16 protein-coding genes are annotated in these 17,253 nt (G+C 43.2%); 3 read left to right on the top strand and 13 right to left on the bottom strand.

The features are described from left to right. Positions 1-40: 40 nt before the first annotated feature. From A923_RS0113040 to A923_RS0113070, 7 genes are all read right to left on the bottom strand, one after another. Positions 41-646, bottom strand: a complete 606-nt coding sequence (locus tag A923_RS0113040) for an alpha-ketoglutarate-dependent dioxygenase AlkB family protein (protein ID WP_017222113.1) — start codon at positions 644-646, stop codon at positions 41-43. 161 nt (positions 647-807) lie between these two features. After that, positions 808-2,019, bottom strand: a complete 1,212-nt coding sequence (locus A923_RS0113045) for a bifunctional alpha/beta hydrolase/OsmC family protein (protein WP_017222114.1) — start codon at positions 2,017-2,019, stop codon at positions 808-810. Between the two features lie 275 nt (positions 2,020-2,294). Further along, on the bottom strand, positions 2,295-2,969 hold the full coding sequence (locus A923_RS0113050) for a hypothetical protein (protein WP_017222115.1): 675 nt from the start codon (positions 2,967-2,969) through the stop codon (positions 2,295-2,297). A 22-nt stretch (positions 2,970-2,991) separates the two neighbouring features. Beyond that, positions 2,992-6,159, bottom strand: coding sequence for an efflux RND transporter permease subunit (locus A923_RS0113055; protein ID WP_017222116.1), 3,168 nt, complete (start codon positions 6,157-6,159; stop codon positions 2,992-2,994). Beyond that, entirely contained in the window at positions 6,159-7,703 is a 1,545-nt protein-coding gene (locus A923_RS0113060; protein ID WP_017222117.1) for an efflux RND transporter periplasmic adaptor subunit, read from the bottom strand. Before A923_RS0113060 ends, A923_RS0113055 begins: the two co-directional genes overlap by 1 nt. A gap of 8 nt (positions 7,704-7,711) precedes the next feature. Next, entirely contained in the window at positions 7,712-8,968 is a 1,257-nt protein-coding gene (locus A923_RS0113065) for a TolC family protein (RefSeq protein ID WP_017222118.1), read from the bottom strand. Positions 8,969-9,006: 38 nt separating this feature from the next. Further along, positions 9,007-9,315 (bottom strand): hypothetical protein, encoded by a 309-nt coding sequence (locus A923_RS0113070; RefSeq protein ID WP_157532844.1) that lies wholly within the window; start codon positions 9,313-9,315, stop codon positions 9,007-9,009. Positions 9,316-9,559: 244 nt separating this feature from the next. Between A923_RS0113070 and A923_RS0113075 the strand changes: the two genes are divergently transcribed. Together A923_RS0113075 and A923_RS0113080 are read left to right on the top strand one after the other, a co-directional pair. After that, positions 9,560-9,928, top strand: a complete 369-nt coding sequence (locus A923_RS0113075) for a hypothetical protein (RefSeq protein WP_237716217.1) — start codon at positions 9,560-9,562, stop codon at positions 9,926-9,928. Between the two features lie 204 nt (positions 9,929-10,132). Further along, positions 10,133-10,573: a DUF411 domain-containing protein gene (locus A923_RS0113080; protein WP_017222121.1), complete on the top strand. Its 441-nt coding sequence runs from the start codon at positions 10,133-10,135 to the stop codon at positions 10,571-10,573. 82 nt (positions 10,574-10,655) lie between these two features. Here the strand turns inward: A923_RS0113080 and A923_RS0113085 are convergent, their stop codons facing one another. Then, entirely contained in the window at positions 10,656-11,564 is a 909-nt protein-coding gene (locus A923_RS0113085) for a DUF5692 family protein (RefSeq protein ID WP_017222122.1), read from the bottom strand. Positions 11,565-11,870: 306 nt separating this feature from the next. Between A923_RS0113085 and A923_RS22655 the strand changes: the two genes are divergently transcribed. After that, complete coding sequence (locus tag A923_RS22655; RefSeq protein WP_017222123.1) at positions 11,871-12,494, top strand: TetR/AcrR family transcriptional regulator; 624 nt, start codon at positions 11,871-11,873, stop codon at positions 12,492-12,494. A 45-nt stretch (positions 12,495-12,539) separates the two neighbouring features. Here A923_RS22655 and A923_RS0113095 read toward each other — a convergent pair whose 3' ends face one another. The 5 genes from A923_RS0113095 to A923_RS0113115 are packed head-to-tail and all read right to left on the bottom strand — an operon-like array spanning position 12,540 to position 17,208. Continuing rightward, positions 12,540-13,169: an ATP-binding cassette domain-containing protein gene (locus A923_RS0113095; protein ID WP_017222124.1), complete on the bottom strand. Its 630-nt coding sequence runs from the start codon at positions 13,167-13,169 to the stop codon at positions 12,540-12,542. Beyond that, positions 13,153-13,893 (bottom strand): ATP-binding cassette domain-containing protein, encoded by a 741-nt coding sequence (locus tag A923_RS0113100; protein ID WP_017222125.1) that lies wholly within the window; start codon positions 13,891-13,893, stop codon positions 13,153-13,155. The genes A923_RS0113095 and A923_RS0113100 overlap by 17 nt, the downstream gene beginning before the upstream one ends. After that, positions 13,887-14,681 carry an ABC transporter permease gene (locus A923_RS0113105; RefSeq protein ID WP_017222126.1) on the bottom strand — a complete coding sequence of 265 codons (795 nt, stop codon included), beginning with the start codon at positions 14,679-14,681 and terminating at the stop codon, positions 13,887-13,889. The genes A923_RS0113100 and A923_RS0113105 overlap by 7 nt, the downstream gene beginning before the upstream one ends. Continuing rightward, the gene (locus A923_RS0113110; RefSeq protein WP_017222127.1) at positions 14,678-15,652 is read right to left on the bottom strand and encodes an ABC transporter permease; all 975 of its coding nucleotides are present in this window, start codon (positions 15,650-15,652) and stop codon (positions 14,678-14,680) included. Before A923_RS0113110 ends, A923_RS0113105 begins: the two co-directional genes overlap by 4 nt. Beyond that, positions 15,643-17,208 carry an ABC transporter substrate-binding protein gene (locus A923_RS0113115; protein WP_017222128.1) on the bottom strand — a complete coding sequence of 522 codons (1,566 nt, stop codon included), beginning with the start codon at positions 17,206-17,208 and terminating at the stop codon, positions 15,643-15,645. Before A923_RS0113115 ends, A923_RS0113110 begins: the two co-directional genes overlap by 10 nt. Between the last annotated feature and the right edge of the window lie 45 nt (positions 17,209-17,253).

A 17,253-nucleotide genomic window follows, 5' to 3' on the forward strand; every position in this document is an offset into this window, starting at 1 on the left:
CTCACCTTAACGGTGACAGCATTACCGACTGCCACAGCGATTAAATAATACGTCTAAACGTCAAGTTAATACGCGGGGTATCAACCTTAAGCCTTTTTGGTAAAGCATGATGCCAATGCTGCTGGCAGTATCGCATTAACAATAAATCACCCTGTTCCAGTTCGACGGATACTTGTTCTTTTGTGGCTTTATGGCGGAATTTGAAACTTCGGGTCGCACCAACACTGACCGATGCGATACAACTTTGGTCCATGTTCGTTTCATCATCACTGTGCCAACCCACGTAATCAGTACCGTCACGGTATAAATTACATAACACCGCATTAAACTTCTCGTTATGTATTGCTGTTATTTTATCGGCTAATTGCAAAAGTGAATGAGGCCAATCTAAGACTTTATGTGTGACAGCGTTATAGCGATGTTCTCTGTCCGTGTACAGACATACCAAGCGTTTTGGTTCTACCCATTGGCCATACATAAACAGTTGCTGCGTTTCCCAATGAATAAGTGACTGAAGCTCAGACAGATCAAGATCTGTAAAAAAATTAGGATAAAGCCAAGCTTCGCCATCTCGCGGTAGAACTTGTTCTGGTTCTCGCGTAAATAAGTCTAAATTCATGGGTAATGTCATGTGGGATGCTTGCATATAAGAACATCCCATCATATTAACTAAAATATAATCATGTCACAATCTCAATGCTGATTGTTTTACGCCATCATGACTTACCGCTGAAAGAGCCTCTGTCATGTGAAGCATTGACTCATGTCGTCAAGCAATGTCGTCAAAAAATGTCTCAAGCTATGCCATTAACTCATGTCATCAACCAATGTCGTCACCACTTGTGGGTTACTGTGTAATGTTCGATGTACCGGACACCTATCTGCGATCTCCATTAATCGTGTTTTTTCGGCATCACTCAAGGGGCCTAACAGCTGTACTTTACGGATTAATAATTCTATTTTTTGATTCGGTTCCGTCACATTACTGGCATCTTTTATATAATCACGCTCGTGAGATAAAGATACTTCGACATGCTCGAGGGGGATCTTCTTATGATCCGCATACATACGAATTGTCATCGCAGTACAGGCACCTAAAGCAGCCAATAAATGTTCATAGGGATCGGGCCCTGTATTTTGGCCTCCGACTTGTGTTGGTTCGTCGGCATACCAACTGTGGTGGTCACTGAAAACGGATTGCTGAAATTTATGGTCGAGTTCCGCTACCGTAATGTGCCCTTTGGTTACTTGGGGACGCGATATTACGGCGACTGGGATATAGCGGCTTGCCCATCCGGAAATCGTTTGCGCAACATATTCACTGTCGATTGATTTTGATAACAGATGATCGGCAGTGTCTAAGCTAACAAAGCTTTTAGGGTGCTTGGCCGCTTTATAGATTTTCTCGGCATCTGCAATATCGACAGTTAAATCGATGGGAGAATGCAATACCAGCAACGCCTTATTCAGATGCTGTATATGCTCTGTCGTTTGGTTACGCAAATCATCTATAAATTGTTTTTTAATCGTAAACTCACGTGGGCCCAAACTCACTTTCGCACTGCCGCTTTGTTCTATTGTGTCGAGGTGGGCATCAAAGTTGTGTATCACATGGCTTGCTTCAAACGGTGCCGCAATGGTCACCACTGCTTTGACTTTTGGCAGTTTTGCTGCCATCGCTAACACGGCAGCGCCACCGAGACTATGTCCGATTAATAGTTGTGGTGCATCATAATGCTGTTCAAGAAATTCTGCCGCTGCAAGCAAGTCTTCGGTATTGGATGAAAAATTGGTATTGGCAAAGTCACCGTCACTGTTACCCAAGCCGGTGAAGTCAAATCGAAACACAGCAAAGCCATGTTGCACTAAAAACCGGCTAATTCGCGAGGCGGCTGCCACATCTTTACCACAGGTAAAACAATGAGCAAATAATACATAGGCTCGTATCGCTTGGTCAGGTGTTTCAAGCAAGCCCGCTAGGTTTTGTCCTTGACTCGGAAATTCAACTTTTGTTCTCATCGATTTGATCCTAGGTTTATAATAAACACCTTGGAACTAAATGCATCTCACGGTGTTATTACGTAATTAAAAAGCAATTAACGGTAGTAATTGTATCTGGGATCTTATGAGTATAGTTGTAGTTGCATCGCTAATTTGAACATTAGCTAAAAGACATCATGTATGTAGAAGGTAAAGTACGGTACAAGAAAGGCGGTGGTGGCATTCTATTAAAGAAAGCGACCAAGCTATAACTTATTTCATTACAGCTTGGTCACGAGCGATATTATTAAAAATTAGTCACATTTAATACGATATTCTTTATGACTTTTCTTGGTATGTTGCTTGATTGCCTTAAGCACTGTTTTAACTTCTTTTTTGCCGTCTGCTGTTTGTAATTGCTTAAACAGACCCGTCAATTTTTCAATGCCTTGCTGATAGCCCTGATGCTGCATGTGAGTTTGGTGGTCCATGCCGGGCATATTTTCCATTTGGCTATGATCCATCGCTGGCATATCTTTATTCATGGCAGACATGTCGTGATTCATAGCAGGCATATCTTTATTCATTGCGGACATGTCATGATCCATACCAGGCATATCTTTCTTCATGCCAGCCATGTCATGATTCATCGCGGACATGTCATGATCCATACCAGGCATATCCTTCTTCATGCCAGCCATGTCATGATTCATCGCAGGCATGTCATGATTCTTCAGCTTTACCGGAATCTCATTTCTTGCCTTCATTGAGTTGGCAAGTAACTTAGTTACCTGAGCTTGCATGGCCGTGGCATCATTACGTTTAAATGCCGCGACATAGGATTTTAAGTCGTCATTCATCTCTTTCATCATGCCGCTTAGCGCGGTATCTTCGCAGTGTGTTTCGCCATCATGAGCGAACACCGGCAGACTGAGTGCGGCAGACAGTACTAGCGATCCTGCTATCGTTTTTGTCATTTTGTTTAACATGGCATATTCCTTTTTTTAATTGTTAATTGTCTGTTGTTAATTTTTTATTAGAGGCTGCGGTACTGTCATCATCCTCGGTCATGATCGATTTCAAGCTGAACTGTTTCCACAGGTAGAACATGGCCGGTAGTACCAACAAGGTTAGCATTAACGCTGAAGCCATACCGCCAATCATTGGCGCGGCAATACGCTGCATCACTTGTGAGCCAGTTCCTTCACCAAACATAATGGGCACAAGGCCGATGATAACAGTGGCGACGGTCATCATCACTGGACGTACTCGTAAACCAGCACCTTCCATTATTGCCTGACGTAATTTGGCTTTAGTTAGCTGGCCAGCTGCAATAGCGGCATCGAGTGATTGATTTAAATAAACCAACATGATGACACCAATCTCAACGGCAACACCAGCGAGGGCGATGAAACCAACACCGACGGCAATCGAAAAATTATAGTTGAGCAAGTAAAGTAACCAGATGCCACCGATCATCGCCAGCGGTAAAGTACCCAAAATCAGTAATACTTCACCGACACGTCTAAATGCCAGGTAGAGTAATAACACGATAATAGCGAGTGTGGCAGGGATCACCACCGTTAAGGTTTCCTTCGCGCGCTGCATATATTCGTATTGACCAGACCAGGTAATAGAATAACCAGCAGGCAAGACGAGTTGTTCCGCCACAGCTTTTTGCGCGTCGAGTACATAAGAGCCAAGGTCACGGCCTGCGATATCAACATAGATCCAGCCATTAGGACGGGCATTTTCAGTTTTTATCATCGGCGCACCATCTTCAACATAGACGTTAGCCACGTCGCTTAAGGCTATACGAGCGCCTTGCGGTGTGATTATCGGCAGTAATTTCATTTGCTCGATGCTGTCGCGGTAGGTTTGTGGATAACGCACATTAACTGGATAACGCTCTAATCCTTCAATGGTTTGGGTGACATTCATCCCGCCAACCGCGGTGGATACGACGGCTTGTACATCAGCAATGTTAAGACCATAACGTGCAGCTTTTGCCCGCTGTATATCAACCTTAACATAACGGCCTCCGGCTACTCGCTCAGCATAAGCAGAGGTTGTACCTTCAACGTTAAGCAATATTTTTTCTATGTCTTTACCAATTTTTTCTATTTCAGCCAGTTTCTCACCCGCTACCTTGATACCAATGGGGGTTTTGATACCAGTGGCTAACATATCGGTACGCGTTTTGATTGGCATTACCCAGGCGTTGGTGACACCAGGGAACTTGATCAACGAGTCTAATTCTTCGCGTAAACCTGCAGATGTCATGCCGTCTCGCCACTGATCTTTGGGTTTTAAACTGATGAAGGTTTCTATCATCGTTAATGGCGCGGCGTCTGTTGCTGTTTCTGCACGTCCAGCTTTGCCCCAAACGCGTTCCACTTCAGGCACGGTTTTGATCAATTTATTGGTTTGTTGCAGCAATTCTCTGGCTTTACCGATACTGATCCCCGGATAGGTAGTCGGCATGTACATTAGATCACCTTCATCTAGAGGTGGAATAAATTCACTGCCGATCTTGTTTACCGGATAAAAGCCGACGACAAGTAAACCCGCAACCACAAATAACAGCAGTAAAGGTGCTTTTAAGCTGAATGTTAGTAGCGGTCGATACAGGGCAATAAGACCACGATTAATCGGATTTTTGTGTTCTGGTAGTACCTTACCGCGAATGAAGTAACCCATCAGAATAGGCACTAAAGTCACCGCGAGTCCGGCTGCTGCTGCCATCGAATAGGTCTTCGTAAAGGCGAGGGGAGAAAACATCTTGCCTTCTTGTCCTTGCAGTGCAAATACTGGCACGAAACTAAAGGTAATGATGAGTAGGGAAAAGAACAGTGCTGGACCGACTTCGGATGCAGCTTTGCTGATCACCTGCCAACGATTTTCATCCGTCAACGGTGTTTTTTCCATGTGTTTATGCACATTTTCAACCATCACGATAGCACCGTCGACCATAGCACCAATGGCGATAGCGATACCGCCTAATGACATGATGTTGGCATTAATTCCCTGCCAAGACATGACGATAAAAGCCACCAAAATACCGACGGGTAAACTGATTAAGACCACCAGTGAGCTGCGGATGTGGAACAGGAATACCGCGCACACGACAACGACCACAAGAAACTCTTCAAATAGTTTTTCGTAGAGGTTTTCTACTGCATTATCGATCAGGGTAGAGCGATCGTAAGTCGGAACAATTTCAACACCTTCCGGTAAAGATCCCTGCAACGTTTTAAGTTTAGCTTTGACGGCTGCAATGATATCACGGGCATTTTCGCTGTAACGCATGACGATGATACCGCCAACAACTTCACCTTCACCATTAAGCTCCGATACACCACGGCGCATTTGCGGCCCGATAACGATGTCGGCCACATCACCGAGTAATAACGGCGTGCCAGTTGCGCTCAGTTTTAACGGGATGTTTTTCAGATCTTCAATAGAACTGATATAACCATTGGCGCGCACCATATATTCCGCTTCAGCCATTTCAATCACACTGGCGCCTGCTTCTTGGTTGCCCTGTTTTATGGCGTTGCTAATGGCAGACAGTGGAATTTGATAACTGCTTAATTTATCTGGGTCAACGCTGATCTGGTATTGTTTGACCATACCGCCGACCGTCGCCACTTCCGATACACCCGGTACGGTTTGCAGTTCATACTTTAAGAACCAATCTTGTAAACTGCGTAATTCGCTAAGATCATGATTACCGCTGGTATCGGTTAACGCATAGGAATAGACCCAGCCAACGCCTGTTGCATCGGGTCCTAATGCTGGTTTGGCTGTGCTAGGCAGATTCGGTGTTACCTGAGAAAGGTATTCAAGCACCCGAGACCGAGCCCAGTACATATCTGTGCCATCTTCAAAAATGACATAAACATAAGAGTCGCCAAAGAAGGAGAAACCACGCACTGTTTTTGCACCTGGTACGGATAACATCGCCGTGGTTAGCGGGTAAGTGACTTGGTCTTCAACTACTTGTGGCGCCTGTCCTGGATAACTGGTTTTAATGATCACCTGTACATCGGAGAGATCTGGGATCGCGTCGATCGGGGTATTTTTGACTACAAAGCTACCGTAGACAATAATAATAAAGGTCGCTAACAAGACTAGCATCCGATTGTGGATCGACCATTCAATAATGCGTTTGATCATTACATGTCACCTTCTACGTCATCATCAAAGTCTAACCAATCCAAAGCGTCATCACTATCAATTTCAGTATCTGAATTAGTGCTCGTTTCAGCCTCTGTTTTTTGCTGATCCATGCCGGAGTGATCCATTGTCGAGTGCTCCATAGCTGCATGGTTCATGGCCGAATGATCCATCGCCATTGCAGGTTGTTGTGGTGATTGTTGTTGCGAAGAGACTGGATCGATGCGACTAAAGTCTGCTGTTAAGCTAGATTCAGAATCTATCAGGAACTGAGCACTGGTCACGACCTTGTTCCCGGCGGCTAACCCAGTCATTACTTCAACATAACCCGCTGATTCTCGTCCTATCGTAACCCTGACAGATTGATATTGACCGTCGCCTTTGGCCAGTACTACCCGATCAAAATTGCCAGCACGGATCACGGCTTCGCGAGGTACCTGTAAGCTGGTGGACTGAGTTTGGCTGAGTAATTTCAGCTTGGCGAACATATTAGGTTTTAACTGTTTATCTTCATTACTAAATTTAACGCGGACTTTCAGTGTTCGAGTCGCTGCGTTTAATTCTGGATAGATGTAATCAACCTCGCCATGCCAAGTTCTGCCTGGGAAGCTATCAAGTTGCATTTCACCCTTATCGCCAACTTGTACTAAACCTGCTTGCGATTCAAATACTTCAGCTTGCAGCCAGATCTCATCTAACTGTCCCGCTTCGATGATCTGTGCGGCTGGCGTGATGTAAGCGCCTTCACGTACGCCTAATTTGGTAATAAAACCAGACTCAGGTGCGAAGACCGTGACATTCTGTTTGGCTTTGCGCTTGCTGCTAATCTGACGGATCTGCTCTTTGCTGATACCGAGCGCAGACAAGCGGTTTTTTGATGATGAAATTAAGGTTTTATTGCCGATACGTAATGCATTGAGCAACTCTTCTTGGGCTTTAACTAATTCAGGGGAATAAAGTGATAGTAGTTTTTGGCCCTTCGTTACTTGCTCTCCTTCTTCTTTGATGTAGAGCTTTTCTATCCAACCAGATACCCGGCTATTAATTTGCCATAGCGTATGTTGATTAAACTCGAGCAGACCCACGGTATTGATTTGTGGGATGAAGGGACGCTGGCTGACGGTTTGAGTGCGCACGCCTAAGTTGTTTTCTACGCGTGGAGAAATGGTGACTAACCCGGCATCACTTGCAGCTGCAGATGATTCGCCGTAGACAGGGACGAGATCCATGCCCATCGGTGATTTACCGGGCTCATCGCGACGATAATTGGCATCCATCGGAGCGACCCAATACAGCGGTTCTTTCTTTGCTGACGCTGACACTGGAACATCGGGATAGACTGGCACGAGATCCATGCCCATCGGTGATTTACCGGGTTCATCACGGCGATAGTTAGCGTCCATTGGTGCTACCCAATAGAGTGGCGTTAGTTCCGCGGCTTTAGCCGTACTGTTTGCTAAGTTATCAGCTTGATAATTTGTAAACCAAACGCCTGCGGTCAACCCGAGGGCAAGAGTAATTGAACTTGCGATGATTGTTTTCATGTCGACCTCTATAATGCTTGAAAATAACGAATGCGCGCTAATGTTTTTAGACCCTGGAAATGCAACTGATGATATTCAAGCTCTAGGGCCTGCTCATCCATAAACGCCTTAATTACCTGTTCAAAGCTATTGGTATTGAGCTGATAACCTTGTAAAGATGCTTCGGTATTACGTTTAGCATGAGGAAGTAGGGTGTCTTGATAGCGTTGTAATCGAGATTCCGTATTCAGGAAATTAGCGATAGCACCGTTTAAAATGCCATTGAATTTAATCAACAACAGATCTTTCTCGGCTTTTTTAATGCCCTTGCCCTGTGTGGCAGCGATGACAACCTGATCTTGGCGATTACCGGTAAACAAGGGGATATTCATGGTGACAGAACCACTGAGTAAATCACTGCGCGCGGATCCTGTTGTCATGTCTAATGCTTCTCGGTGGCCGTAACCCACATCGACTTTAAAGGATGGTTTATAGGATTCATTGGCTATTTCGATGGTGTTTTCAGCTACATCAATTGCTTGCTGTGCGGCGAGTACTTGGGGATGGTTTGCGAGCAATTTATAATGCACAACTTGACCTTGCTTGGCATAATCACGGCTTGCTTGCCACTCTGGAATTTGTGGATCAAGTTGGCCGAAAGCTTGTGAACCAATCCAAGAAAGCAACTGACCACGTAATGCTTGTTCTTGTTGGGCAAAGGCTGCAATTCTATCGTCGAATTTAGCTAATTCGAGTTCGGCATTAATAAGGTCTTGATTTTGCTTGTAACCAAGCTCAAATTGACGGTAGAGGTTATCTACATTCAACTTAAATAAGGCTTGGTTTTTTTGCAAAATTTCTTGAGCAAGTTTGGTAAAGCGAATATCAAACCAAAGTTCTCTGATCTTTAGTTTTAGCTCTGCTTGACGGTTAGCTGACAGCTGTACGCTTTGCAGTGCTTGCAGGTTGAAATTGTTGGCGTTTAACGCGAGTGTATCGCCGCGAGAAAATTGTTGTGACATACCAATACTAAACTGCGTCATGGGATCGTCAGTTAACGAGAAGCTGTCTATTGGTACATTCGCTAAACCGAGTTTTATCATCGGATCAGTCAGTTGTGATGAACTGATCGCTTGCGCTTTAAAACGGGTCTGCTGAGCAGTGTAGATCTGGGCTGTTGGATCGCTTTGCAGGGCGAAGTTTTCCGCTGCAGATAGCGTTAACAGCTGAGCATTAACATTAAATGTAAATAACGTTAATAGCCCAAAATAAATTTTGGATGGCATTTTTATTCCTTATTAATTGATTTTTAAAATAATTAAAATCAACCAATAAGAGGGGGACGATATAAGCTTTCTGGATGTTGTTCAGGGAGAGGGGCAGGGAAATACAATACAGTCGTTGTTTGATCTTGACTGGCAACGATTAATAGATTCGTGCTGATAAAAGGCAGTGAACTGGCGGTGCTACAATCACCATAATTGCACATGTCACAATTACTTTCGCTCATCGCGGTAAGATGATTGCTGGTTGACGTATCATCCATGTGACAAAGATTGTCTGTGTTCTCGTCTAAATTGCCTTGCATCATTCCCGGCATCATTTGCATGTCACACGGAATATTTGCAGACATAACGTGGCTGTTCATTGCCTGAAGAGGTAATGAAAATGAGTTTATTAATAATAATAAAACCAAAGCCAAAGCGCGCATGAAAGACATCTTTTAATGAAAGTACATGTAATTTAAGCATTACCCCTATGGTAAGGTCAAGAAGGTAAGGGCAAATTTTTGTGGCGTTGTTTATTTATACACCGCATATTGACAATATAGCAGGTCTTATAGATAATTCGTCGTAATTAAGTAAGAAGAGTTTGTGATGCTAATCCCAAGGCGTGTAATTAAGGTGATCTGTCTGTTGCTAGTGAGTATTGTACTCTCGAGCCAGCTTGCCTATGCGCCACTTTCTGCCCATGAACGGTCAAATAACATTGCAGCCATCGATAATGCGATGCATTGTGATGCCGGGCAGATGATGGCTAACAACGCAAAAGATAACTGCTGTGATTCTTTGGAAAGTCATATTGAAAATAAATGTTGTTTCTCCAGTGCGACCACAAGTTATGCCATTATTTCATTATCCTCTTTGAATGCACGTCAGCCTTACACACTAAGCCTGATTAATCGTGATCCATCTAAAGCTAGTTTTACCATCCCTGCTCTCTTGTATCGACCTCCCATCGCTTAATATTCCTTGTACTACACCACACATACGTTTGTTGCTTAATCTATGCCTTTCGATATAAATAGCAATATTGATATCGAAATAGATGAGGGAACATAGATTAAAAATGTGCAATCGATGTCAAAAATAGACCGATTAAACTAATCTATAAACAAAGTGTGCTGGCTATCCAAATTAAGTAATACTTCGAAATTTAAGGAATTTAAGATGAAAACGATTATCCAATTGATTGCCATATTATCACTCACATTTAGTGCAGTTGCATTCGCCAAACCGACGATTGAATTATACAAGTCACCGTCATGTGGTTGCTGTGTAGCATGGGCAGATATCATGGAAGAAAAAGGCTATAAAGTGAATGTGCATCATCAACGTGATTGGTCAGCGGTGCAGAAGAAGTTCGGCATGCCGAGTAATTTACAGTCTTGCCACACGGCTGTTGTTGACGGTTATATGATTGAAGGGCATGTGCCAGAAAAGGACGTAGCACGTTTACTTAGCGAACGACCGAGTGATATTACCGGTCTTTCTGCTCCAGGTATGCCGCAGCATTCCCCTGGTATGGCTGCACCAGGCCAGGACTATAAAGACTTTAACGTTGTTGCGTTTGATAAAAATGGCAACTTGAGCTTATATAAAAAGTACTAAGATAATAAGTCGATAGGGTAGAAGTGCTGGCCTATCGACTTCAAGAAAAGTAAACCCGTTTATCTAAGTAATAATGGCTTATTTACTGTGCCACTTCTTGGTAAACTTTTAAGTCAGTGTGCAATTCATCTTTCAGCGCACTGAGTTTGAGTGTGCGTATTTTTTTGAATTGATAGACAAACACACCAATGTTAAAGAGAATGCTGATAATACTGATCGTCCACATCGCCGCTGGATTATCTGATGATTTAACCGCAAACATCGTGGTATCAACAAATGCAGGAAACGTCATCACAAACATCATCCAGAAACCCAATGTGTGGGCTCGATGTTGTAACCAAGCGCCTTTTTTGATGAAGAAGGCTGGGATCGTACAAGACAGTAATAAGCATAAACCGGCGTAGAATGAATGGTCTGGTACACAGTTATAAACGTAAGCGAAGTTCCAAAGATCATAAGCGATGATCCAGAACCAAAGCATATCTGGCCACACCATATCTTGGTATTTGTCTTTACTAATATAAATGCCCACCCAACCACAAATTGTCACGATATTCAAAATACCGGCGATGGCATTCAGGTAATTCCATTGGCCACCAATGATCTCCATGCCATCATGCATACCATTGAAACCAGCCGTTTGGAATTCACGCATAACCGCTTCAAAAATATTAAAACCTAAGATGAAGGCAGGGAAAAATAGCAGGTATTTATTCTTTGCAGCGCCTTTAATGTAACGTAACGCCATAAAGCCAAGGCAACCCGCTAATGCAGAATACGCTTTAACCCATGCAAACCAACTGCCTACCGTTGTGCCTTTGGCAGCTGTTGTTGGCCATACAAAGAGGGTTAACAGTATTGGTAACACTAAGAAACAAAATCCCGCCGCCCATTTACTACGTCTTGAAATTTCATTGAGCAGAATTAATGCCAGCGTTACCGTTATCCCTGCTACGACACTATACCAAGGGATTGATTCGAAAAAAAACATACACATTTCCTTTGTTTACCTGAATATAACATGCATCAATTAATGCAAATGAGGGAGCCTACACTGCGGTATTTGTAATCAATTATTCACCTTTACAAAACGTGAGCTGGACTCATGTTTATACTACCCCTTTAGTGATGCCTGTCAAAACGTAAGGCGGCCTCATGTTTTGATTTGTGGTTAATATCACGTAATTACTTGGATCCAGTAACAAGTTAAGCCCTTTAAAATGCGGAGATGGATCTAAAGGATCGATGTGTTATTATTTCCCATTAATATATTTGCAAGCACATGGGTTCAGCACTGATGGATTTAAAACAAGCAACAAATCGTCGAAAGCCAAGTCAGAATCGTAGTAAGGAACGTGTTGCGGTTATTTTAGAAGCTGTGAAGGCGTTGATCGAAGAAAAGGGGATTGCGAACCTAAAAATTTCAGAAATCGCGAAACGGGCAAACAGCTCTGAAGGCTCTATTTATCAATATTTTTCAGATAAAGAAACAATCATCCTCTCTTTAGCTGAACACTTTATGAAAAAGATACATGTTATTGTTGATAAACATATTGATAAGTTAGATAGCTTAGATGACCTCGATATGGTCATGAGCTGTAATTTTGACGATATTTATGCATTACATAAAAATGAGTCTGCACTGCGCCAGATTTGGTTTGAATCTGTCGATATCAAATTAATCCATCTGGCGACAGTCGATAGTGAGATGAAAGCCGATAGGATCTACCAAAGCGTACTTAAATTTGCCACGCCTAAAGATCCCGTACAATTGAAACAATTTATCCTGCTAATGAGTATTCAATTTAGCTCCGTGATCCGCTTATGTTTTTCCAGTAATGTCGGCACACCCGAACAGCTCAAAAAAATATATGTCGACACCGTGGTTGGCAGTATTACCAAGTACATTGATTTGAATTAACGATTGGTTGACCTGAATTAACGCTAGATAGCGCACGGTTCGATACTACTCATTAAAACAGATCACTCTATCGCAAACGGCATTGAGCAGATCATCATCATGAGAAATGACCAGTAGACCGAGTTGCCGTTGGCCAACTTCCTCGCACAATGCCAGCCAAATATCTCGCTGAGTTAATGGATCTAGCTGCGCAGTGATCTCATCACACAGTAAATACTTAGTGGTAGGAGCTAATGCTCTGACCAAATTGAGTCTTTGTAATTCGCCTCCAGAAAGTTCGCTCGGAAAGCGCTTTAGCCAACTGGGATCAATTTTATAGCGTGCTAATTGCTTAGTATCAATAGGATGGCTTTCAGTTAATGATCGCTCTAATGACCAGCGGGGATTAAAGGCAAATTCAGGCTGTTGGCAGATCCACTGCACACTGTTTGGGTTATGTTTCGTTATTATAGGTTCTATTGCAGGTTCTAATGTCGCTATTCTTAGTTTAGATGGTGACTGTGATAGCGAGCCTGAATGCAAAGGGTGCATACCCGCAAGTACCATTGCTAGCGTTGATTTTCCACAACCGCTAGGGCCTGTTAGACCGAGTATTTCACCACTATGTAATATTAATTTAGGTAACGTAATTAATTGCTTGTCTCTTTTGGCTGTGCCATTAACTAGCTTTAGCATTACAGCTCCTTGTCCAGTTCGCAGGACTCGCATCCCAGAGTGCTTGAGTATAGGCATTGGCGATACCCAGTCTAATCGCTGTGGGGGTGGTATTGTCGACGATATGACCATCCTTTAGCACCAGTATTCGATGTGCGACTTGCGTAATGCCTGGCAAATCATGGCTGATGATCATGACGCCTTTTGCTGGATGTATTTTGTCTGGCTGACATAACGCGGCCAGTTCACTAAAAACTTTGTTGGAACGGCTTAATTCAAGTCCACAAGTCGGCTCGTCGGCAATGATAAAATCGGTATTTTGTATTAACGCCATTGCCGTGAGCACGCGTTTAGCCATACCTCCTGAGAGTTGGCTAGGGTAAAGGGTTAATATACTGTCATCTAAACCGACCTTTTGTAACGTAGCGGTTAGCTCTGCTGGTGTATTCTGAGATGCATTTGCTTGCTGGATCAATTGTGCACCGACACGTGTACTTGGGTTTAGCGCAGTTGCCGCTTGCGCAACAATGGCAATACTGTTTTTGTTAGCTGATTTAAATTTAACCGTGCCCTGTAGGTTAAATCCCTGAGGACATGCTCCCAGCAATGCATTTGCAAGAATACTTTTACCACTGCCACTGGCGCCTATTATCGCCAAGCATTCACCGCGTTTAACAGTGAAACTGGCATTTTTTAGCAGCTTGTGGTGATTATTTTCAATGGTGAGTTGCTCAACGATTAACATGATGATTGGCCCTTTCTGAGTGAGCGAGTGAAGCAAGTTGCATTTTCTGCCAGTAATAATAAAGCCGTGATCAATACCAATCCTGGGAAGAGCGCTAACCACCAATTACCGATAATCAAATAGCGACTTGCTTCGGATAATAATATACCCATTGAAGGTTCATTTGGGTTTAAGCCAAAGCCAAGGAATGTTAATGCCGCTGCGTGCAGGATCGCGTGAGGTATCAGTAATAACAGACCTGTTAACCATTGTGGTAATAGGTGTGGCACCATGTGCTGTACTAAAACTTGCCAGTAGGGCTTACCAAAATTTCTAGCCAATAATACATAAGGTCGGCGTGTTAGCTGGATCACTTCGGCACGCAATAACCGGGTCAATCGAGGCCAGTGACTTAATGTAATCGCAAAAATGACGCCCTGCGAGCTACCTTCTAATGCCAAGGTCAACAAAATCAGTAACAATAAATGTGGTAATGACATCATGGTATCAACCAATAAGTCGACAAACCAAGCCAATCGTTGATGCGTACTGGCGATGATTGCGAGACTAAATGCAATCATCGAACTCATTAATGCGGCAATGCCGCCAACTTGAAGGCTACTGATAAGTGCTTTCATAGTACGTGAAAATTGGTCTCGTCCAAGCCAGTCAGTACCGAACCAATAAGTGATTGAAGGGGGTTGTAACTTGGCCATTAAATCAATATCACTCCCTTGGCTAGGCCAAAAATAAGCGCCAGCAACCAGCAGCAGGAAGCAAATTAAACTTGGGTAGGAGAGATGTTTCATTGCGTTATATCCTGACCGGGCAAAAGGGAGTAATGCAGTAAATTAGCGATGCTATTACCCGTAAAAATGAATACCGATGAGATTAAGGTGATGCCCATTAATAAGGCGGTGTCGCCACTGAGTCCTGCAATCACTAGGGTATTTCCAAGTCCGGGATAATTAAATACCGTTTCAGCTAATATTGAACCGCCAAATAATTCCGCAAAACTGGCAAATTGCAGTACTAAAGCAGGAGTGAGGCTGTTTCTCAATATGTGGTGACGAATAATACCGCAAGTAGATTTACCATGTATGCGGGCATAATTGACATGTTCACTGGCTAATACATCCAGTACTTTTTCTTTGGTGTGCAGCACGATGGGCGCTAAACTCGTCGCCGCGAGCGCAATACATGGCAATATCAAGTGCTCTAAACGGGTTAACCAAGGTACATTACTTGGATCCATGCCTAATGGAGCAGAACAACAAACAGGTAATACACTCAGCTTGACTGCAAATACATAGATAAGGATTAAGCCAAGCCAAAAAGAGGGCGTGCTGGCTAATACCCAGGCAAAACGAGTGATCAGCCGATCCCAAATACTGTTTTCTGTTAAGGCTGCAATAAGCCCTAAAACGTAACCGAAAAACAATGATAATGTCCAACTTGCTGCCATCAATAATAACGATGACGGAAAGCGTTCGATAATAATATTGCTAACGGGTTGTTGAAATTTAATCGAAAATCCGAGATCGCCCTGCAGTAAATGTTGACCCCAGATGATGAAGCGTTCAGAAATACTCTGGTCTAAACCTAAATTCTGAGCGAGTAAGAGCCGTTGTTCATTAGATATTGACATCATTTGATCGCCAATATAATAATTGAGCGGCTCGATAGGTGAAACCGCCAGCAACATGAAGGCGAACAGTGTCACTAGTATTAACTGAAGCATCAGTCTCGCTGTCGAGCTGGCAATAATGGTTATTGGCATGTCCATGACCATTCAGTAATATTTGCAGTGAGTGGCCAACCATGTCCATGAGGTTCTGGTATTGGATCACCAAGATCTAAGCATGAAGACGTAGCGTATAAATGGTCTAAATTGACTAACCAAGTCCAGGGTTGATCTGCCAATATTTGCTGTTGAGCCTGTTGCCAAAATGGCAAAGATGCTTCCCAAGACGGGGCATTACTTGCTTGTTCAAGCGCGCGATCAACGAGCTTACTTTTATAGAAGCCAGTGTTAAAGAAATCGACACCAGCAAAGTCACTGTGATAGACAAAGCGAACTTCTTTTGCTGAGTGGCTACCAAAGCCCATTAATACTGGATTCTCATGCATTTTTGTCGCAATGAAATCCCAGCTACCAGCAAGTAATTCAATATTAATACCTAAGGGTTTAACCATATCAGCGGCGACAATTGATAATTGTTCACGGACGCTATCGCCAGATTTGTATAATAGGGTCATGTTGGCTTCATGGCCATTTTTGTCGATAATGCCATTACCATTGGTATCTGCCCAGCCAGCATCACTGAGTATTTTCCGCGCGGCATGAAGGTCTGCACCATTTAGTAAGTTTTGCTCTACTGGACCCCAAGGCATACCATCAGCAATGGAGTGGGCTGGGCGGCCATAACCGTTTAATACGCCATTGACCAACAAATCACGATCCATTGCCAGGTTGATTGCTTGTCTAATTGCAAGATCTTGGCTGACGTTGTTGCCATTTATTTGTTGATTATCTGTTTTGTTGGGGTTGTTTACAGGCCAAGAAATGCCTCGATTATCAACACTGTCAATTTTCCATAACGCGAGAGGTGGTGTGATCACCGCTGAAAATCGTTGAGGAATAGCGGCAAGTTGTAATTGACCGGACTTGAGTAAGGCTAACTTGCTGTCTTCATCGGTGAACACAATTAAGATATCTTTAAATTGTGGTTTTTGTGCGTAATAGAACGGATTTGCGGTCACGAGTAGTTGCTGACCCTTGTCCCAACGTTTGAAAATATACGGACCAGAACCGATTGGATGCTGACCATAATTTTCGTCATAACCGTCTTTTGGTACGATACCAAGTGACGTAAGCTCATCGATGAAAGTGATGTCAGGTTGCTTTAGCACAAATTGGATCTTGCTTGAATCTAGTACTTTAATGTTAACTAAGTTATTTAAATCATGAGTCGTGGCCGCATTCTTTGCGGTCAGATAGGTAAAAGCGATATCTGATGTGGTGAGATCGACGCCATTACTAAATTTTATATTCGGTTTTAATTCAATGGTCCAGGTTAAGCGGTCGCTTGAAAGCGTCCAGTTTGCAGCAAGGTCTCCACTGAGTGCTAATTCTTTATTTCGGCGGATCAATGTCGATTGAAATAAAGGATCGCCATAACGCCCCCAGCCATAAATAGGATTAAACCCAGCATCCGGCTCATTGCCTAAAGATATAATCAACTGTTTCGGTGTGGCCGCGTAAGACTCTGAAACTAAGATTGTCAATGGTGCTGTAATGGCAACCGTTACCAATAATAAAGATGATAATTTCATTTTTATGATCCTTCATACATTTAGAGTAATCATACTAATATTAAA

This window comes from Moritella dasanensis ArB 0140 (assembly GCF_000276805.1).
Classification (GTDB): Bacteria; Pseudomonadota; Gammaproteobacteria; order Enterobacterales; family Moritellaceae; genus Moritella; species Moritella dasanensis.